The following is a 17937-nucleotide window of genomic DNA, read 5'->3' on the forward strand; positions in this document are numbered from 1 at the left end:
CGGGCGACCGCTCGCACCCGTTGCCCGCGGCGGTCGACGTGATCACCATCGCAGCGGCCCTCCAAGATCGCCACCGGAACGGACGTACGGGCAGCTTCCCGGAAAACCGGTGCAAAATGGACGATCATGCCTGAATGAGGCGTATCAATGCGAAACGCGTGCTGGTCGGTGAACCCCTCGACACCGCGCGCCTGGGCGAGACCCTGCTGCCGAAACGGCTCGCCCTGCCGATCTTCTGCAGCGACCCGCTCTCCTCCGTGGCCTACGCCACGGAGGAGATCCTGCTGATCCTCGCCCTCGGCGGAGTCGCGCTGCTCCACCTCACGTGGTACGCGGCCGCGGCCATCGTCTTCCTCCTCGTGGTCGTCATCGCCTCCTACCGGCAGACCTGCCACGCCTACCCGGGGGGCGGCGGCGCCTACGTCGTCAGCTCCGAGAACCTGGGACCGACCGCGGCCCTGACAGCCGCCAGCGCCCTCCTCGTCGACTACGTGATGACCGTGGCCGTCTCCGTCGTCTCCGGCGTCGCCGCCATCACCTCGGCCATGCCCGCCCTCAGCGACCACGAAGTCGGCCTGTCCGTCGCCTTCGTGGTCCTGCTGACCCTGATGAACCTGCGCGGCGTACGGGAGTCGGGGCGCGTCTTCGCCATCCCCACCTACGGCTTCGTCCTCGTCATCTACGTCATGTTCGCCTTCGCGGCCGTCCGCATCGCGACCGGCGACACCATCAGGGCCGAGTCGGCCGACCTGCCCATCACGGCCACCGGCACCTACACCGGCCTCGCCCTGGTCTTCCTCGCGATGCGCGCCTTCGCCTCCGGCTGCACCGCCCTCACCGGGGTCGAGGCCATCAGCAACGGCGTACCCGCCTTCCAGAAGCCCAAGGCGAAGAACGCCGCGAACACCCTCGCCGTCATGGGCGTGCTGTCCGTGACGATGTTCGTCGGCATCACCGTCCTCGCGATGTCCTACAAGGTGCACGTCGCGGCCGACCCCACGGAACTGGGCCTGCCCCCGGGCACCCCCATGTCCACCGCCCTCGCCCAGATCGGCCGGGCCACCTTCGGCAGCTGGCACTTCCTCTTCTACCTGCTCCAGGCCGTCACCGCCGGCGTGCTGATCCTCGCCGCGAACACCGCCTTCAACGGCTTCCCGATGCTCGCCTCGATCCTCGCCAGGGACCGCTACGCACCCCGCCAGCTCTTCAACCGCGGCGACCGCCTCGTCTACTCCAACGGGGTCGTCCTGCTCGCCCTCGCCGCCATCGCCCTCATCGTCGCCTTCGACGCCGAACTGACCCGCCTCATCCAGCTCTACATCATCGGCGTCTTCGTCTCCTTCACCCTCTCCCAGTCCGGCATGGTCCGGCACTGGCGCAAGGAACTCGCCTCACCGGCCACCCCGAAGGACGAGCGGATCCACATCCACCGCAGGCTCGCCATCAACGCGATCGGCGCGGTGATGACCGCCGTGGTACTGGTCATCGTCCTGCTCACCAAGTTCACCCACGGCGCCTGGCTGGTCGTCATCGCCATGCCGGCGCTGTTCCTCGGCATGAAGGGCGTGCGCCGTCACTACGACCAGGTCGCCCGACAGGTCGCCGTCGCCCCCGGCGTCAAACCGCGCCGGATGGCCCGCCACCACGTGGTCGTCCTCGTCGCCAACGTCCACGCCCCCACCCTCAAGGCCCTCGGCTACGCGCAGGGCCTGCGGCCCGACACCCTCACCGCGCTGTCCGTCGCGGCCGACGAGGAGGACGCGGAGCGGCTGCGCCGGGCCTGGGCGGAGCACGATCCGGGCATGCCGCTGAAGGTGCTGCACTCCCCGTACCGCGACGTCGTCGGGCCGGTCCTGGCCCACCTGGAGGCGGCGGCCGCCGCCGAGGGGACGGACATGCTGTCGGTGGTCATCCCGGAGTACGTGGTCGGCCACTGGTGGGAGCAGCCGCTGCACAACCAGAACGCGCTGCGGCTCAAGGCGCGGCTGCTGTTCACCCCGGGGGTCGCGGTGATCGACGTGCCGTACCTGCTGGAGTCGGCCCGGCATGCCGCGCCGGAGGAACCGGGGTCACCGGAGCCGCCGCGGGACCCGGGTGCCCCGGGGGGTCCCCGGGATCCCCGGCCCCCTCGGGAGCCGGCGGGGCCGGGGCGGTAGGCCGCTGGGTCACCGCGGCGTGCGCCAGGGCCAGCTCCACCACGTGCGCCGGGTCCGACAGCGCGCGCCCGGTGAGCTGCTCCAGGCGGCGCAGCCGATTGGACACCGTGTTGCGGTGGCAGTACAGCCGCTGCGCCGCGTACGTCGTCGAGCCCTGGCAGGTCAGCCAGGTGCCCAGGGTGGTCAGCAGGACCCGGCAGTCCTCCGGGGGCAGGGCCAGCACCGGCCCCAGCACCACCCGGCGCAACCGGGCCGCGAGTTCCGCGTCGGCCGCGACCAGGGCCCCCGGCAGCCGCTCGTCCAGCAGGGCGGTGCCCGGACCGCCGGAGCGGGGCGCCGTGCGCAGCGCGAGCCCGGCCAGCCGGCGGGCCCCGGCCACCTCCTCGGGCTCGGTCACCACCGGGCTCACCCCGGCCCGCACCGCGAGCGGGTCGAGCAGCTCGCGCAGGGACTCCAGCGGATGGTGGCCCAGCTCCGCCAGGCCGGTCTCCCCGTCGGCGCGCAGCCGCCACAGGACGCGCGGGGCGGCGGCGGTGCCACCGGCCCCGCCGGGTCTGCCGGCGGTGGGTCCGCCGTGCTCGCCGTGTTCGCCCGCGCCACCGCCACCGCCACCGAGGACGATCACGGCGAACCGGCCCCGCGCCGGCAGCCCGAGTCGGGCCGCGGCCTCAGCCGCCGTCCCCGTACCGTCCAACAGCGCGTCCAGCAGGGCCGCGCGGCGCTCCCGCTCGCGTTCGCCCCGCACGCCCTCGGCCCGGTGGTAGCCCTCCGAAGCGGCGTCCGTCATCCGGTCGAGCACGTCCCACAGCGCGGGCGCCCCGGGCAGCAGTCGGGGCAGCGCGGCCCGGTCGTGCGCGGCCACCGCCTCGGTGAGGCTCTGCCACAGCGCCCGGCCGCAGCCGCGGTAGACGCGGTGCAACGAGTCGAGCGGAAGCCCCTGTTCGGCGCGCAGGGCGCCGGTGGCCCGGGCGTCGGAGAGGTCCGGCGGGAGGCCGCGCGCGCCGCGGACCAGCCCCTCGACGACCTGGCGGAGGGTGTGGTGGATGCGCGCCCGCAGCTCCCCGCGCCCGAGCAGGGCGGCGTAGGCGGGGTCCTCCGTCAGGGTCCGGTCGGCGAGCCGGTCCGCCGCGACGGCGATCCGGCGGTCCAGGTCCTCGCGTATCTCCTCGATGATCCGCTCCATGAACCGCAGGGTGACACGGGGGAGGGGGCGCTGGGGAGGGGCCGGAGCTCGCAGGTCCGCTAGCGTGTGCTGAGCACTGCAGGTGCAGTGCTCACGGAAGACGCCCGCCCGCACCCCAGGAACCCCCATGCGCCAGAACCCGCAACGCCGCGCCGCGCTGCTCGACGCCGCGATCGAAGTGCTGGCCCGCGAGGGCTCGCGCGGCCTGACGCTGCGCGCCGTGGACGCGGAGGCCGGCGTCCCGACGGGCACCTCGTCCAACTACTTCTCCAACCGGGGCCAGTTGCTCGTCCAGATCCTGCACCGCACCCGCGAGCGGCTGGTCCCCGACCCGGCCGACCTGGCCGGACCGCTCGACACCAAGGTGCTCCTGCGGCTGCTCCTGGAGCGGATGCGGCGCGAGCGCAGCGTGCACGTCGCGATGCTGGAGCTGCGGTTGGAGGGCACCCGCAGGCCCGAACTCCAGGAGGCGATCGTCGGATTCCAGAAGCTGGAGCTGGCGGCCAACGTCACCTGGCACCTGGACGCCGGTCTGCCCGGGGACCACGACGGAGTGGTCCTGCTCTACCTCGCGATGCTCGGCCTGATCGTGGACGACCTGACCGTGCCGACGATGCTGGACGAGGCCGCGACGGAGCGGCTGCTCGGGGTGATGGTGGAGCGTCTGCTCCCGGAGCGCCCCGCGCACTGACCGTCGTGCCGGAGCGATGTTTGGCCCCCGCTCCGCCCCGTCACCTGGTCGAGGACGCGTCGACACCGGCCGTCGTGACGCGCACCCGGTAATGGCGCGGTAGCGGCGCGTTGCCCATCACGATCGAATTTGGCGACCAATAACCCACGCTTGATCAAAAACGAACGGGTTCCGGCCAAGCTGTCACCCGCGACCGCGCATGTTCCAGCGGAAAATGCCAGAACGCCCTTTCGCACTGTGGAACTTGAGTAAGTTCCCTCCTGTCGCGCCGCACGACCGTGCACTCAGCACGTCCGGCCGGGAGGGGAGCCCGCGTGCCCGGGATCGACGAATGCCTGCTCGAAGCCATGGCCCTGCCTGGTGCGCGTGGGGCCGCGCTGGTCGACTGGAGCAGCGGACTGGCCCTCGGCACCGCCGGGGACTCGCCGGTCGGCGATCACGAGACCACCGCCGCCGAGACCGCCGAACTGTTCCGGGCGGCGGCCGAGTACGAGTCGTTCGCCCCCGCGGCCGGCATGCCGCAGGACGCCGGCGGACCGGGCTCCGGCCCGCCCGTTGAAGACCTGATCGTCACCACCCGTACCGGATATCACGTACTTCGCTTCGTCGAGACCAGCTTCGACAGCAGCGTATTCCTCCACCTGTGGCTCGACAGGGCCGACGGCAATCTCGCCCTCGCACGGCTCAGGCTCCGCGCACTGGCCGAAGGACTGGTGCTCAGATGACCACCGCTGTATCCCCCCTGCTCACCCGGCTCGCGGCCGAACGCGCCACCGGCGCCCTGCTGCGCGACCGGGGGACCCTCTTCCTGGAGGACGGCAGGATCGTGCACGCGGAGAGTCCCTCCACCCCCGGGCTGGACGTACTCCTCACCACGGGCGGCGGCCTCGCCCCCGAACGCTGGAACGAGGCCATCAACGCGGCCGGCGCCCGCCGCCAGGTCGCCCGCTTCCTCGTGGACAGCGGTGGCCTGGCGGGCGGCGAACTGGAGATCTGCCACCTCGCCGCCATCTTCGACGCCGCTTTCTTCGCGCTCTCCCCGGGCAGCGGCCCCTCACGGTTCCGCCGGGGCGCGACCCACTGGATCGGCTCCGTCCGCTCCGTGGCCGCCGCCGCGGTCGAGCGCGAGACCCGGCGCCGCCGGGAACTGCTCGACGCCGTCTGGCCGTACCCGCTGCTGGACACGGTCCCGGTCGTGCCCCGGCCCGCGGCGCCCGGGCAGACGATCACCGCCCGCCAGCGGCTCCTCCTCCAACGCGCGGACGGCATACGCACCCCCGCCGACCTGGCGTGGGTACTGGGCAGGCCCGCCTTCCACACCCTGCTCGACGTACGAAGACTCGCGGCCGCGGGACTCGTCGAGACCCCGCACACGGTGCCGGTCCCGGAACCGGTCCCGCCCCTGCCCGACTGGATGACCCAGGCCCAATCCCCGGACGTGGCACTGCTCCGCCGGCTACGCGACGCACTGGAGGCAAGCCTGTGAGGCTCCCGCTGCGGCCGGTCCTGCGCGCCGACCGCCTCGACCGTAGGCAGCTCGAAGGGAGGAAGGCCGAGATGAGCCCGTCGATGCTGAACCCCGAGGCCGAAGCCGAGATACTCGCCGAACTCCGTCGGCTGCGGGCCCGCGTCCCGCAACTCACCGGAGCCCTCGCCGCGAGCGTCGACGGCCTGGTCCTGGCACAGGACAGCGCCGCCACCGAGACCGAGTCCGTGGCGGCCCTGACCGCCGCAGCGCTCGGAGTCGCCCAGCGGCTCAGCGACAGCACCGGACAGGGCGCGTTCCGGGAACTCCTCGTACGTGGTGAACACGGGTACGTGGCCACGTACGCCGCGGGTGAGGCCGCCGTCCTCACCCTGATCGCCGAGACCCGCGTCAACGTCGGCCGGCTCCACCTGGAGGCCCGCCGCTCCAGCCTGCACATCACCGAACTCATAGAACACAGCCTCGGCCGCAGGGGCCCCGCGGCGCCGTCCTCCGGCGCCCCCGGGCCGTGACCGGCGCGGACCGGGCCCCCCGCCTTTCCCTCAGCGGTGAACGAAAGCAAACACGCAACCGGCACCGATAGATGTCGTAGAAGAAAGAGGAACAGTCATGGTCAACGTGGAGACCGCACTCAAGGAAGCCCTCACCACCATCGACGGCGCGCTCGGCGTGGCCCTGGTCGATTACGGAAGCGGCATGGCCCTCGGCACCGTCGGGGGCGGCAAGGACCTCGACCTCGCCGTCGCGGCGGCGGGCAACACCGACGTGGTGCGCGCCAAGGTGCGGACCATGGAGATGCTCGGCCTGAAGGACGAGATCGAGGACATCCTGATCACGCTCGGCGGCCAGTACCACCTCATCCGGCTGATGCGCGGACGGAACTCGGAGGGCTTCTTCCTCTACCTGGCACTGGACCGCTCGCGGGCCAATCTCGCGATGGCCCGGCACCAGCTCAAGAAGATCGAGAACGAGCTGGAAGTCTGACGGCGGCCCCGGAGGGTCGCGACGCCGCGGAGGCGGGCGGTTGAATTCTTTGCCGTCCGCCCCGGCGGAGCAGTGGATATGTCCGCGATGGGCGGAATTTATCATCCCGTTACAGAGTAAGATGCTGTAATCGGCTGATCAACAACTCATCAACTTAAGCAAAAACGCTGGAGAACCCGCCACCCATGCCCCCGCGCCTGAGCATCGTCGTCCCCGTCTACAACGTCGAGCTCTACCTCGACGAATGCCTGGAGTCCATAGCCGCCCAGACGTTCGACGACTTCGAGGTCGTCCTCGTCGACGACGGGTCCACCGACTCCAGCGCGGCGCTCGCGGAGGCCTTCGCGGCTCGCGACGCACGCTTCCGCTTGGTCCGCCAGAAGAACGCGGGGCTGGGTGCCGCCCGCAACGTGGGAGCCCGGCACGCTTCGGAGGGCAGCGAGTACCTGGCCTTCGTCGACAGTGACGACACCATGCCCACGGACGCCTACCAGCGGATGATCGACGCCCTGGACGAGACCGGGTCGGACTTCGCGGCCGGAAACGTCGAGCGCTTCCGCTCCGTCGGCAAGCAGCAGTCCTGGGGCCACCGGGCCGCATTCGCGAAGACCCGGCTGAAGACCCACATCTCCAAGTTCCCGGCGCTGGTCACCGACCGCACCGCGTGGAACAAGGTCTACCGGCGCACCTTCTGGGACGAGCACGGCTTCCAGTACCCCGAGGGCATCCTCTACGAGGACGCCCCCGTCAGCGTCCCCGCCCACTACTTCGCCACCAGCGTCGACGTCATCAGCGACGTGGTCTACCACTGGCGGGTGCGCGAGACCGGCGAGCGCTCCATCACCCAGCGCTCCACCGACCCGGTGTCCCTCATCGACCGCGTGACCTCCGTCCGCCTGGTCCGCGAGGCACTGCTCGGCAAGTCCGGCGAGAAGTACGCCCGCTACCTGCGCGACTACGACCACAACGTGCTGTCCGAGGAACTCCCCCTCATCTACAAGTACGTGGATGAGGGCGGCCCGGACTTCCGCGCCGCCTTCGTCAAGGAGGTCGGCGGTCTCGTCCGGGAGATCGGCACCGGACCCTGGCACGACCTGACCGTCGCCGACCGGCTCAAGGCGTACCTGGCCCGCGAAGGCCGCGTCGAGGAGTTCATCGGACTCCTCCACCACCAGCGGGACTACAGCTACAGCGTGCCCGTCAAGGGACTGGCCCGCCCGCAGGCCGACTACCCCTTCCTCCAGGCGCCCGTCCCGCCCAAGCTGCTCACCCTCGGCCCGCGCGAGCGCCGCGTGGTCAGCCGGCTGGAGCACGCCTCCTGGGCCGACGGGAAGCTCCTGCTGCGGGGTTACGCCGTGCCCGGCCACCTGGGCGCCGAGAGCCGACTCGGCTCCCGCAAGATGCTGATCTTCCGGGAGAGCGGCAAGCGCCGTCGCAACGTCGTCAGCACCCGCACCGTCGCCTCCCCGATGGCCTCCGTCAACGCCCCGCACCTGGCCCTGCGTCACGCCGACTGGGCCGGCTTCACCGCCGTCGTCGACCCCTCGGTCTTCCAGTCGGGCGGCACGTGGCGCGAGGGCATATGGTCCACCTCCATCGCCGTCACCGGCGCCGGAGGCCTGCACCGGGCCCGCCTCAAGGGCGGCGAGCACGACAGCGGGCACACCCCGCCCGCGCACTGGGTCACCCCCGACGTGCGCATCCTGCCGATCATCGCCGGCTCCCTGACCGTCCAGGTCGAGATCGTCCGCGCCCGCGCCCTGGACGTGCGCCTGCTCGACGACAAGACCCTGGAACTGACCGGCGAACTGGCCGCCGAGGTCGGCGCGGGTGCCACCCTGCACGCCGAGCACACCGTGAGCGGCACCGTCCTCACCGTCCCGCTGACCACCCCCGAGGGCGCCGGCGCCCGTCCCGGCGGCCGGATCCCCTTCACCGCGGCCGTCCCGCTGGACGGCCTGAGCGCCGTACCGGCCCCCGACCGCCAGCCCGGCGAATGGACGCCCGAGCCCTGGAACCTGACCGTGGTCCGCGCCGACGGGACCCGCCACCCGCTGGCGCACGACGAGCGCGGCGGCTTCACCGCCCTGGTCGCCACGCTGCCGGGGGACTCCGAGGGTCGCGCCGTCCTCGCCAAGCGCGCGATGAACGGCAACCTCATCCTCTCCGTGCAGGTTCCGCCGCCGCTGGTCGAGTCCGTCAGCGCCAAGAACGGCACCCTGACGCTGCGCGGCACCTTCAAGCTGCCCGCGTCCGCCGCCGACGAGCCGTACGAGCTCGTCCTGCACAACCACAACGGCATCGAGTTCAGCTACCCCGTCACCCGGGACGGCGACCGCTTCGAGGCCTCCTTCGAGCCGGTGCTGCCGACCGCCTACGCGGGCCGCACCACCATCCCGCACGGCCGCTGGTGGCCCACCCTGCGTCCGGTGAGCGAGGGCGGAACCACCGCCGGGCTCCTCGGGGTCGAGCGCGGCGCCCCCGTGCAGCTGGCACCGCCCGCACTGCTCTCCGGACCGCACCCGATCACCGTCGACGGCCGTCGGATGCGCGTCGAGGCCCGCTTCCACGACCGCATGGTGCTCGTCGCCGACCAACTGCTCAGCCCGCACGACCGCTCCCGCTTCGCGCACCGCGTCGCCCGCGACGTGACCTACCCCGCGCAGCGGAACCTGCCGGTCAAGGACATGGTCGTCTACGACGTCTTCCAGGGGAACGGCGCCGGCGACGCGCCGCGCGCCATCCACGAGGAACTGGTGCGCCGCGGCGAGAAGCTGGAGCACATCTGGCTGGTCCGCGACGGCCGCGTCGAGGTCCCCTCGACCGCGCGCGCCGTCCAGTACGACAGCCTGGAGTCCTGGGACGTCCTGGCCCGCGCCCGCTACTACGTCACCAACGACAGCGTTCCGAAGAGCTTCCGGCGCCGTCCCGGCCAGACCGTCGTCCAGACGTGGCACGGAACCCCGCTGAAGAAGATCGGCTACGACTTCACGCACGACTACTACACCAGCCCCGACGTGCTGGAGGGCCTGCGCCACGACAGCGCCCAGTGGTCGCTGCTCGCCTCCCCGAGCTCCTACGCCACCCCCGTCCTCAAGCGTGCCCTCGGCTACGACGGCGAGGTCATCGAGGCCGGTAGCCCCCGCACGGACGCCCTCGTGCGGCCCGACGCGGAGCGGGCGGCGGCGGTCCGGCGCCGGCTCGGCCTGCCCGAGGACAAGAAGGTCGTCCTCTACCTCCCCACCTGGCGCGAGAACCAGGAGGGTTGGAGCGGCGGCTACAAGCTCGACCTGCGGATCGACCTCGAAGCCGCCCGGCGCGAACTCGGCGAGGACCACGTCCTGCTCGTCCGCAGCCACTACCGGGTGACCGAGCAGGTCCGCGACGGCGTCCGCGACGGATTCGTCGTCGACGTGTCCAACTGGCCCGACACCACGGACCTGCTGCTCGTCGCCGACGTGCTGATCTCGGACTACTCCTCCGCGATCTGCGACTTCGCGCTCACGGACCGGCCGATCCTGATGTTCGCCTACGACCTGGAGCACTACCGCACCACGCTGCGCGGCTTCACCTTCGACCTGGAGAAGAAGGCGCCGGGCCCGCTGCTGCGGGACTCCGCGAGCCTGATCGAGGCCGTGCGCAACGCCGACGCGCTGGGCGCCGAGTACGCCCCGGCACGGCAGGCCTTCCGCGAGGAGTTCTGCGACCTCGACGAGGGCAAGGCGGCCGAGCGGGTCGTCGACCGCATGCTGGAGATGTAGCCCGCAGGAGTGGACCTGTGGACCGGCCCCGCGCCCACCGATGAGTTTCGGGCGCGGGGCCGGTCTGTTGGTTGTGGGACGCGAGGTCCCGTCCCCTTCCGACTGGAGGCAGTCATGGTCACCAAGGGTTTCACCACGTGTCTGTGGTTCGACGGCAGGGCCGAGGAGGCCGCCGACTTCTACCTGTCCGTCTTCAAGGACGGCAAGCGGGGCAGGATCGGCCGCTACACCGACGCGGGACCCGGCACGGCGGGCGAGGTGATGGTGGTCGAGTTCGAGATCAACGGGCAGAGGTTCATCGGCCTCAACGGAGGCCCGCAGTTCACCTTCAGCGAGGCCGTCTCCTTCCAGATCCACTGCGCCGACCAGGAAGAGACGGACCACTACTGGGCGGAGCTGACCCGGGACGGTGGTGAGGAGGGCCCGTGCGGCTGGCTCAAGGACAAGTTCGGAGTGTCCTGGCAGGTCACACCGACCGAGGCCCTCGACCTGGTCGCCGACCCGGATCCGGAGCGGGCCGCGCGGGCCATGAACGCCATGTACAAGATGAAGAAGCTCGACGTCGCCGTGATGCGCCGGGCCGCCGACGGCGAATGACCGGGGCCCACTGACGCAGGGCCGGCGGCCGAGGACGACCGGCCGTCAGCGGTCAAGCGTCCGTCAGCCGACGGCCCGGACGGGCAGGCGACGGGCCCCGGTGTCCGCCGGCTCAGGCGCCCTCGGCGGCGATCCGGGTCAGGAGGGCGGGCAGCGCGGTGCCGATCGGCTCGCGGACGACCTCGTCGGCCAGCGCGTCGTACGGGGTCTCCTCCGCGTTCACGATGATCAGCCGGGCCCCGGCCTCGGCCGCCATCCCGGCCAGCGAGGCGGCGGGCTGGACCTGGAGGCTGGTGCCGACGGCGATGAAGACCTGGCTGCCCTTGGCCACGGCCACCGCCCGAGCCAGTACTTCCGGGTCGAGCCGCTGCCCGAACATCACGGTGGCCGTCTTCAGGATCCCGCCGCAGTCCGAACAGGGCGGGTCGGGCTCCCCGGCGGCCACCCGGGCCAGCACCTCGTCCGCCCCGGACCGGGCCCCGCAGCCGGTGCACACCACGGACCGGGCCGTCCCGTGCAGTTCGAACACCTTGCGCGCGGGCATCCCCGCCAACTGGTGCAACCCGTCGACGTTCTGCGTGATCACCCGCACCGGGGTGCCGCCGCGCTCCAGCTCCGCCACGGCCAGGTGTGCCGCGTTGGGTCGCGGTGCGGCTGCCCACACCTCGGCGCGCATCAGCCAGGACCGGCGGCGGATCTCCGGATCGGCCATGTAGTGCTCGTACGTCACGAGCTTCTCGGCGTCGGGATCGCGCCGCCACAGCCCCTGCGGCCCCCGGTAGTCCGGAATGCCGGAATCCGTGGACATCCCTGCCCCACTGAACACTGCGACGAGCGGCTTTCCCATGCCGCGACCCTACGCAGCGCACGCCCGCCGCCGCGACCGCATTCGGCACGGCCCGTTCCCGCCGGCCCCGTTCCCGCCGGCCGCGTTCCCACCGGCCCCGGTCCGCCGGGCGGCCGGTTCACGGTCCGGGACCGGTCGGTTCTGGTACAACACCGGGCATGACGGGATTCGAGATCACCGGCGCCGGCGCCGCCGACATGGAACTGATGCGCTCCTGGGCCGATGCGGAGGGCTGGGACCCGGGGAACTCCGACCGGTTCGCCTTCGCGGCCGCCGACCCGGAGGGCTTCCTCGTGGGTCGGCTCGACGGGGAACCGGCGGCCTGCGTCTCGGCCGTCCGCTACGGCACCGGCTTCGGCTTCATCGGCTTCTACATCACCCGCCCCGACCTGCGCGGACAGGGCTACGGGATCCAGGTGTGGCGGGCCGCGACGGCCCGGCTCGCCGGACGGCTGGTCGGGTTGGACGGGGTCGTCGACCAACAGGACAACTACCGGGCGTCCGGGTTCCGTTCCGCCTGGACGAACATGCGCCACCAGGGGGTTCCCGGCGGCGGCCCCGGCGAGGACGCCGCCGGCATCGAGATCGTCGACGCGGCGGCCCTGCCCTTCGCCCGGCTCGCCGCCTACGACCGCCGCTTCTTCCCCGAACCCCGCGACGCCTTCCTCTCCCTCTGGACGGCGCTGCCCGGCCACACCGCCCGCGCGGCCGTCCGCGACGGGCGGATCGTGGGCCTCGGCGTGATCCGCCCGTGCGGTTCCGGCGCCCCCCGGGTCGGACCGCTCTACGCCGAGGCCCCGGAGGTCGCCGCCGCCCTGCTGCGGCGCCTCGCCGGGTACGCCCCTGGCGGGGAGGTCGTCCTGGACGTACCCGACGTGAACCCGGCGGCGACCGCCCTGGCCACCGGCCTGGGCCTGGCCCCGGTCTTCGAGACCGCCCGCATGTACACGGGACCGGTGCCGGATCTGGACCTGGCCGGCCTGTACGGGATCACGAGCCTCGAACTGGGCTGACGGGAACGCGGCGTTGCGGCGGGGCCGCCCGGCCGGCCCGGCCTCAGATCCCGAACAGCACGCCGTTGCTGGCGCGCAGGCCGCACGGGTTGCCGAAGGTGTAGGTGTAGCTCAGTTTGCGCCCCTCCCACACCCCGACCGCGGTGACCGTCATCGGGTCCCACTCCCTGGTACACGCCACGTCCGGGCGGGGCTCGGCGAGGGCGTCCAACATCGGTCCGTTCGCCCGCAGTTCGGCGCACGCGGCAGCCGGGTCGGGGTGCGTGCCGCCGGGCGCCGGAGAGCACGTCAGCGTTGCCGCGCGCAGCACCGTGCCGCTGTCCACGTCCTCGCCCGCCGTCAGGCTGACCACGAGCGCGGACGGCGCGAACAGGCTCTGCGTCCCGGCCGGCGCCGCGCCGGCGGCGCCCGTTCCGGCGAGCGCGGTGACGGCGGTGAGCGCCATGGCGCCGGAGGCCAGCCCCAGATTCCTGGTGATGGACCGCATTTCGAACACTCCTCGGGTCGGCGTTTCGGATAACGGACGGGAGTCTTGCCCATCCGCGACCGGAAAGCCCGTTCGTACCCCCATTTCTCGTCACCGATCGTAAGCGCATGTGTGCAGTCCGCAGCGGTGGCGGCGGGCGTGACCTGTGGGGGAGCGGATCCGCGAATCGGCCGAACACCCACCCCGAAACCTTTCTTCAGCGGGTTCCGGGGGCTCAGCGGGTCGCACCGGTGCGCGGGGCGTAGAGGTCCATGAGCCGGGTGCGGGTCTGCTGGAGGCGGACGGCGAGGACGCGTCCGACCCAGTGCCCGACGGCGGAACCGAAGGCGGGATCGGCGTCCATGAGCAGGCGGACGGTCGGTCCGTCGAACTCGTACGCCCGTACCGGGGTCATCGCCTCGGCGCTCAACTGCCACACGTACGGCGGGAAAAGCCAGGACCAGCCGACGAGTTCGCCGGGACCGAGGCTCTCCACGGGAGCGGAGCGGTGGCCCGGCACGGGTATCTCAAGGGTCACCGTGCCCGAGCGCACGATCCAGAACGAATCGGCCCGGCCGCCCTCGTCGAAGATCCGCGAACCCTCGCGGAAATTGACCTCCCGGGCGTGGGACATCAATCGTCCCCGGTGCTCGGTGGACAGGACGGCGGCGATCCGGATAGGGGAAGGTGTGCTCACGACGGCCTCCGATCACGACCCCCCACAGCCTTCTGCTCATCCCAGTGTCGCCGACGCGGGCCAGGATGGCGCCGACGCGTCGCCGCGGGTGTGCGCGGGCCCGCGGCGGCCGCCGCCCCCACGGGCTCCGGACGCCGCGGGCGGCGGGCCGCCGGGCCCCGGCTACTCCTCCGCGGCGGCCTCCAGGCAGGCCAGCTCCATGGCGTCGAGCACCGCCTCGTGGCTGCGCCGGCTCAGCTCGGCGACGTTCTCGATCTGTGCCGTCGCCCAGGCGGCCAGGGTCATCGCCAGCACCCGCAGTCCGTCGGTGCCGTGGTCGGCGAGGATCCCGTCCGCGACGATCATGGCGTCCTCGGGCACCTGCTCCGGCGGCTCCAGCCCGGCGAGGCCGCGCAGCATCGTGAGGGTGCGCCGGGAGATCTCCGGAGTCATCCTCGCCAGCCGCATGTCTTCTTCTTCGTCCATCCGCCCCGCCCTTCGGTGCCATGGCCCGTCCCCCGCCTTGAGGGCACGGTAGAGGGGCGCGGCGCCGGGCGGGGCTGTTTTCGGCGGGTGACCCTGTGCGAAGGGGTGGCCCGGGATCCGCGCGGTTGACGTGCGCCGCCGCCCGCGGTCGGCCGTGCCCAGGGGGCCGGCCGGGTCGGTCGCCGTGCCGCGGCGGCTCCGCGGCGCGACCGTTCCCGGACGTCGAGGTCGCCCGAGACGGGTCGTGGCTGCGAATTTTCGACCGGTTCTGCGCCTGATAGGTCAATTTTGATGACCGGGCCGCTGATTCGCCCTAGGGTGCGCCCGTACGTACGTCCGTTCACCCGTCCACGGCCACGCGGGCGTACGGTCGTGCGCCGTGCACCCGGCGCGGCGCACGCGCATTACCACGCACAACGAACTGGGGGGTTCATGCGCAGATCCAGAGGGCCGGCGGCCGCTCTCGCCCTGTCCCTGGCCGGTACCGGGGCGGTCGTCGGCCTCGGTTTCGCCCCGCAGGCCACGGCCGTCACCCCACCCGTGGCCTTCACCGCCGACGCACTGCCGACCTGGCAGCCCAACGGCGTGGTCTGGGCCCTCGCGGAGGCGGGCGGCACGGTCTTCGTCGGCGGAACCTTCTCCGCCGTACGCCCGCCCGCGGGCGCCGGGGGCAGCGAGAAGCCGGTGGTGAACTTCGCGGCGCTCGACGCCGCGACCGGCGCCCCGACCGCCTGCAACCTGTCCTTCACGGTCGGCTCGGGAACGGCCACCGTCCGCGCGCTCACCGTCTCGCCCGACAAGAAGACCTTGTACGCGGGCGGCTACTTCGGCGCCGTCAACGGCACGCCGGTCTCCAGCATGGCCGCGATCGACGTGGCGACCTGCACGGTGAAGCAGTCCTTCCGCCCCGCGTTCGCGGCCACCGTACGGGCCATCGCCGTCACCGGCGACACGGTCTACGCGGGCGGCGACTTCCTCACCGTCGCAGGCCAGTCCCGGCAGCGCTTCGCCGCCGTCGCCACCGCCGACGGGGCCCTGCGCCCCTTCACGGCCAACGCGGACGACCCGGGGCGCGCCGTCGAGGTAACCCCGGACGGCAAGAACGTCCTGCTCGGCGGGGACTTCTTCACCGTGAACGGAACGAATACGCACGCACTGGCCGTCGTCGACGCCACGAGCGGCGCCGTCACCAAGTCGTACGCGGGCTTCATCGAGACGAACTCGGTCGTCAAGGACATCGCCACCGACGGGACCGGCTTCTACACCGCGAACGAGGGCACCGGCGGAGGTGTCTTCGACGGCCGCATCGCCCTCGACCTCGACGGCTTCGGCCAGCGCTGGCGCGACACCTGCCTGGGCGCCACCCAGGCCGTGCTGCCGTACGGGAGCGTGCTGTACAGCGCCTCGCACGCGCACGACTGCGCCAGCGTCGGCGAGTTCCCCGACGGGCAGCGCCACCACCTGTTGGCACAGCCGACCACCGGTGTCGGCAAGTTGGGTTGGGCCCCCGACACCAACGACGGCATCGGCGAGGGCATCGGTCCGCGCGTGATGACGGTCGGCTCGAAGGGCGGCGCCCAGTACCTGTGGGTCGGTGGTGAGTTCACCACCGTCAACGGGGCGGCGCAGCAGGGCCTGACGCGCTTCTCCTCCACCGGTGACACCGGTGCGCCGACGGTGCCCGTCGCGAGCGCCTCCGCGTTCGGGCCGGGCGGCGTCCAGGTGCGCTGGCGCACCAGCCTCGACCTGGACGACAGCGCCCTGACCTACCGGATCTTCCGCAACGGTGCCGCCTCGCCCATCGCGACGGTGACCGCAGACTCGCTGTTCTTCCGTCGACCGCAGGCCTCCTGGACGGACACCACCGCCCAGGCCGGCCAGTCGTACACCTACCGGGTGACGGCCACCGACGCGGCGGGCAACACCAGCGCCCCGTCGGCGACGGCGGCCGTGACCGTCCCGACGTCGGCGGAGGCGTACCCGAGCAGGGTCCGCGCCGACGGTGCCCAGTTGTTCTGGCGCTACGACGAATCGGCCGCGCCCTACGTCGCGGACTCCTCGGACGGCGGCAACCAGGCCGGCGTGCACCTGAACGGGCCGGCCCTGCGCCAGACGCCCGCCGCGGTGTCCGGCGCGAGCACGGCGATCGGCTTCAACGGGACGAACGCCCACGTGTACGGCGACCAGCGGCAGTCGGTCGGCAGTACCTACAGCGTCGAGACCTGGTTCCGGACGAACACCACCCGCGGCGGCAAGCTCGTCGGCTTCGGCAACCAGCAGATCAACTCCAGCAGCCAGTACGACAAGCACGTCTACATGACCAACGACGGCCGATTGGTCTTCGGCGTGTACACGGGCGCCACCCGCACCATCACCACGCCCGGCGCCTACAACGACAACCAATGGCACCACGTCGTCGCCACCCAGGGGCCGGGCGGCATGACCCTGTACGTCGACGGCGTCCAGCGGGGCACCCTCAACGTCACCACGCACGAGAACTTCTCGGGCTTCTGGCGCGTCGGCGGTGACGGGCTCGGCGGCTGGCCGGACCGTCCCACCAGCGAGCACTGGGCGGGCCAACTCGACGAGACCGCCGTCTACCCGACCGTCCTGAGCGCGGCGCAGGTGCAGAACCACCACGCCCTCGCCTCCGCCCCGGCCGACTCCGTCGTCCGGGTCACCGCCGCCGAGGACACGTACGCCAACGCGGGCGCCCCGGGCACCAACTACGGGGCCTCGGGCTCCCTCGCCGTCCGCGGCAGCTCGGCGTACGCGAGTTACCTGCGGTTCAACCTGCCCGCCGCACCCGCGGGCACGGTGCTCAAGTCGGCCACGCTCGGCGTGAAGACCAGCACCATGGCCGGCGCGGGCACCACCGACACCGTCTCGGTCGTCCCGATCACCGGGGCGTGGACGGAGGACGGGACCACGTACAACAACCGTCCGGCGCTCGGCTCCCCGGCGCTCGGCTCCTTCGCCGGGATCCCGGACGGCTCCGCCGTGCACACCACGGGCCTGAACACGGCCACCGTCGCGGGCGCGCTGGGCGGTGGCTACGGCCTGGCACTGACCGGTGCCGGCACCGACGCCCTGTGGCTGTGGTCCTCCGAGGCGGCGGCGAACGAAGGGACGCCGCAGCTGACGCTGACCTTCGGCGCTCCGTAGCCGGACAGCGGTGAGGGGAGGGGCGCGGACCGGGCAGCCGGTCCGCGCCCCTCCGCGTTCGCCCGGCCCCTGTGTCCGGCCTCCGGGGCTATGCCCCGGGGGCGTGGTGGACGTGCGCCAGTACCTGTCGGAGCAGGTCCCCGACGTGCGCGTCGTGCAGTTCGTAGACCACGCTGCGGCCGTCGCGGCGGCCCGTGACCAGGTCGAGGTGGCGCAGCAGGCGCAGGTGGTTGGAGACGGTGGGCTGACCGAGGGCGAGGTCGTCGGCGAGTTCCCCGACGGAGCACGGCGCGTGCAGCAGGCGGGCCAGGATGCGGATCCTGGCGGGGGAGGCGAGGCCCTGCATGACCTCCGCGGCCGCTGCCGCGGCCGGCTCGGTGAGCAGGTGGGGCGCTGCGGCGGGGTCCATGGCCGGTTCCATGGCCG

The 17937-nt window shown here is 72.4% G+C and carries 15 protein-coding genes and 1 pseudogene; 10 read left to right on the forward strand and 6 right to left on the reverse strand.

Annotated elements, in window-relative coordinates; all coding sequences use genetic code 11:
* Window positions 1-134: 134 nt before the first annotated feature.
* Window positions 135-2156 carry an APC family permease gene (locus ACFVS6_RS08140; RefSeq protein WP_389701744.1) on the forward strand — a complete coding sequence of 674 codons (2022 nt, stop codon included), beginning with the start codon at window positions 135-137 and terminating at the stop codon, window positions 2154-2156.
* Window positions 2157-2187: 31 nt separating this feature from the next.
* Here the strand turns inward: ACFVS6_RS08140 and ACFVS6_RS08145 are convergent.
* A pseudogene (locus ACFVS6_RS08145) lies at window positions 2188-3468 on the reverse strand (helix-turn-helix domain-containing protein); the annotation flags it as partial.
* Between ACFVS6_RS08145 and ACFVS6_RS08150 the strand changes: the two are divergent.
* The 7 genes from ACFVS6_RS08150 (at window position 3467) to ACFVS6_RS08180 (ending at window position 10858) form a co-directional block, all read left to right on the forward strand.
* The gene (locus ACFVS6_RS08150) at window positions 3467-4030 is read left to right on the forward strand and encodes a TetR/AcrR family transcriptional regulator (RefSeq protein WP_389701746.1); all 564 of its coding nucleotides are present in this window, start codon (window positions 3467-3469) and stop codon (window positions 4028-4030) included. The pseudogene ACFVS6_RS08145 and the gene ACFVS6_RS08150 sit on opposite strands and share 2 nt — an antisense overlap.
* A 314-nt stretch (window positions 4031-4344) precedes the next feature.
* Window positions 4345-4755: a hypothetical protein gene (locus ACFVS6_RS08155; protein ID WP_389701748.1), complete on the forward strand. Its 411-nt coding sequence runs from the start codon at window positions 4345-4347 to the stop codon at window positions 4753-4755.
* Complete coding sequence (locus ACFVS6_RS08160) at window positions 4752-5516, forward strand: transcriptional regulator (RefSeq protein WP_389701750.1); 765 nt, start codon at window positions 4752-4754, stop codon at window positions 5514-5516. Before ACFVS6_RS08155 ends, ACFVS6_RS08160 begins: the two co-directional genes overlap by 4 nt.
* On the forward strand, window positions 5513-6028 hold the full coding sequence (locus tag ACFVS6_RS08165; protein WP_389701751.1) for a roadblock/LC7 domain-containing protein: 516 nt from the start codon (window positions 5513-5515) through the stop codon (window positions 6026-6028). Before ACFVS6_RS08160 ends, ACFVS6_RS08165 begins: the two co-directional genes overlap by 4 nt.
* 97 nt (window positions 6029-6125) lie before the next feature.
* Window positions 6126-6500 carry a hypothetical protein gene (locus ACFVS6_RS08170; protein WP_389701753.1) on the forward strand — a complete coding sequence of 125 codons (375 nt, stop codon included), beginning with the start codon at window positions 6126-6128 and terminating at the stop codon, window positions 6498-6500.
* Between the two features lie 185 nt (window positions 6501-6685).
* The gene (locus ACFVS6_RS08175; RefSeq protein ID WP_389701754.1) at window positions 6686-10261 is read left to right on the forward strand and encodes a CDP-glycerol glycerophosphotransferase family protein; all 3576 of its coding nucleotides are present in this window, start codon (window positions 6686-6688) and stop codon (window positions 10259-10261) included.
* A 114-nt stretch (window positions 10262-10375) separates the two neighbouring features.
* Entirely contained in the window at window positions 10376-10858 is a 483-nt protein-coding gene (locus tag ACFVS6_RS08180; protein WP_389701756.1) for a VOC family protein, read from the forward strand.
* A 112-nt stretch (window positions 10859-10970) separates the two neighbouring features.
* Here the strand turns inward: ACFVS6_RS08180 and ACFVS6_RS08185 are convergent, their stop codons facing one another.
* Window positions 10971-11705 carry an NAD-dependent deacetylase gene (locus ACFVS6_RS08185; RefSeq protein WP_389701758.1) on the reverse strand — a complete coding sequence of 245 codons (735 nt, stop codon included), beginning with the start codon at window positions 11703-11705 and terminating at the stop codon, window positions 10971-10973.
* A gap of 158 nt (window positions 11706-11863) precedes the next feature.
* Between ACFVS6_RS08185 and ACFVS6_RS08190 the strand changes: the two genes are divergently transcribed.
* The gene (locus ACFVS6_RS08190; RefSeq protein ID WP_389701760.1) at window positions 11864-12718 is read left to right on the forward strand and encodes a GNAT family N-acetyltransferase; all 855 of its coding nucleotides are present in this window, start codon (window positions 11864-11866) and stop codon (window positions 12716-12718) included.
* A gap of 43 nt (window positions 12719-12761) precedes the next feature.
* Here ACFVS6_RS08190 and ACFVS6_RS08195 read toward each other — a convergent pair whose 3' ends face one another.
* The 3 genes from ACFVS6_RS08195 to ACFVS6_RS08205 form a co-directional block, all read right to left on the reverse strand.
* Entirely contained in the window at window positions 12762-13205 is a 444-nt protein-coding gene (locus ACFVS6_RS08195; RefSeq protein WP_389701762.1) for a subtilase-type protease inhibitor, read from the reverse strand.
* A 214-nt stretch (window positions 13206-13419) separates the two neighbouring features.
* On the reverse strand, window positions 13420-13881 hold the full coding sequence (locus ACFVS6_RS08200; RefSeq protein ID WP_389701764.1) for a Crp/Fnr family transcriptional regulator: 462 nt from the start codon (window positions 13879-13881) through the stop codon (window positions 13420-13422).
* 162 nt (window positions 13882-14043) lie between these two features.
* Complete coding sequence (locus ACFVS6_RS08205) at window positions 14044-14346, reverse strand: hypothetical protein (protein WP_281211262.1); 303 nt, start codon at window positions 14344-14346, stop codon at window positions 14044-14046.
* A 432-nt stretch (window positions 14347-14778) separates the two neighbouring features.
* Between ACFVS6_RS08205 and ACFVS6_RS08210 the strand changes: the two genes are divergently transcribed.
* Window positions 14779-17511, forward strand: coding sequence for a DNRLRE domain-containing protein (locus ACFVS6_RS08210; protein WP_389701766.1), 2733 nt, complete (start codon window positions 14779-14781; stop codon window positions 17509-17511).
* Window positions 17512-17599: 88 nt separating this feature from the next.
* On the opposite strand, the gene ACFVS6_RS08215 is transcribed toward ACFVS6_RS08210, so the two are convergent.
* Window positions 17600-17932 carry an ArsR/SmtB family transcription factor gene (locus tag ACFVS6_RS08215; RefSeq protein ID WP_389701768.1) on the reverse strand — a complete coding sequence of 111 codons (333 nt, stop codon included), beginning with the start codon at window positions 17930-17932 and terminating at the stop codon, window positions 17600-17602.
* Between the last annotated feature and the right edge of the window lie 5 nt (window positions 17933-17937).

This window comes from Streptomyces sp. NPDC057939 (assembly GCF_042887545.1).
Taxonomy (GTDB): domain Bacteria; phylum Actinomycetota; class Actinomycetes; order Streptomycetales; family Streptomycetaceae; genus Streptomyces.

Bases quoted from the DNA above. Each gene is read 5' to 3' on its own strand.
- ACFVS6_RS08140 (WP_389701744.1), top strand. From the start codon at position 135: ATGAGGCGTATCAATGCGAAACGCGTGCTGGTCGGTGAACCCCTCGAC.
- ACFVS6_RS08150 (WP_389701746.1), top strand. From the start codon at position 3,467: ATGCGCCAGAACCCGCAACGCCGCGCCGCGCTGCTCGACGCCGCGATC.
- ACFVS6_RS08160 (WP_389701750.1), top strand. From the start codon at position 4,752: ATGACCACCGCTGTATCCCCCCTGCTCACCCGGCTCGCGGCCGAACGC.
- ACFVS6_RS08170 (WP_389701753.1), top strand. From the start codon at position 6,126: ATGGTCAACGTGGAGACCGCACTCAAGGAAGCCCTCACCACCATCGAC.
- ACFVS6_RS08175 (WP_389701754.1), top strand. From the start codon at position 6,686: ATGCCCCCGCGCCTGAGCATCGTCGTCCCCGTCTACAACGTCGAGCTC.
- ACFVS6_RS08180 (WP_389701756.1), top strand. From the start codon at position 10,376: ATGGTCACCAAGGGTTTCACCACGTGTCTGTGGTTCGACGGCAGGGCC.
- ACFVS6_RS08185 (WP_389701758.1), bottom strand. From the start codon at position 11,705: ATGGGAAAGCCGCTCGTCGCAGTGTTCAGTGGGGCAGGGATGTCCACG.
- ACFVS6_RS08190 (WP_389701760.1), top strand. From the start codon at position 11,864: ATGACGGGATTCGAGATCACCGGCGCCGGCGCCGCCGACATGGAACTG.
- ACFVS6_RS08195 (WP_389701762.1), bottom strand. From the start codon at position 13,205: ATGCGGTCCATCACCAGGAATCTGGGGCTGGCCTCCGGCGCCATGGCG.
- ACFVS6_RS08205 (WP_281211262.1), bottom strand. From the start codon at position 14,346: ATGGACGAAGAAGAAGACATGCGGCTGGCGAGGATGACTCCGGAGATC.
- ACFVS6_RS08210 (WP_389701766.1), top strand. From the start codon at position 14,779: ATGCGCAGATCCAGAGGGCCGGCGGCCGCTCTCGCCCTGTCCCTGGCC.
- ACFVS6_RS08215 (WP_389701768.1), bottom strand. From the start codon at position 17,932: ATGGAACCGGCCATGGACCCCGCCGCAGCGCCCCACCTGCTCACCGAG.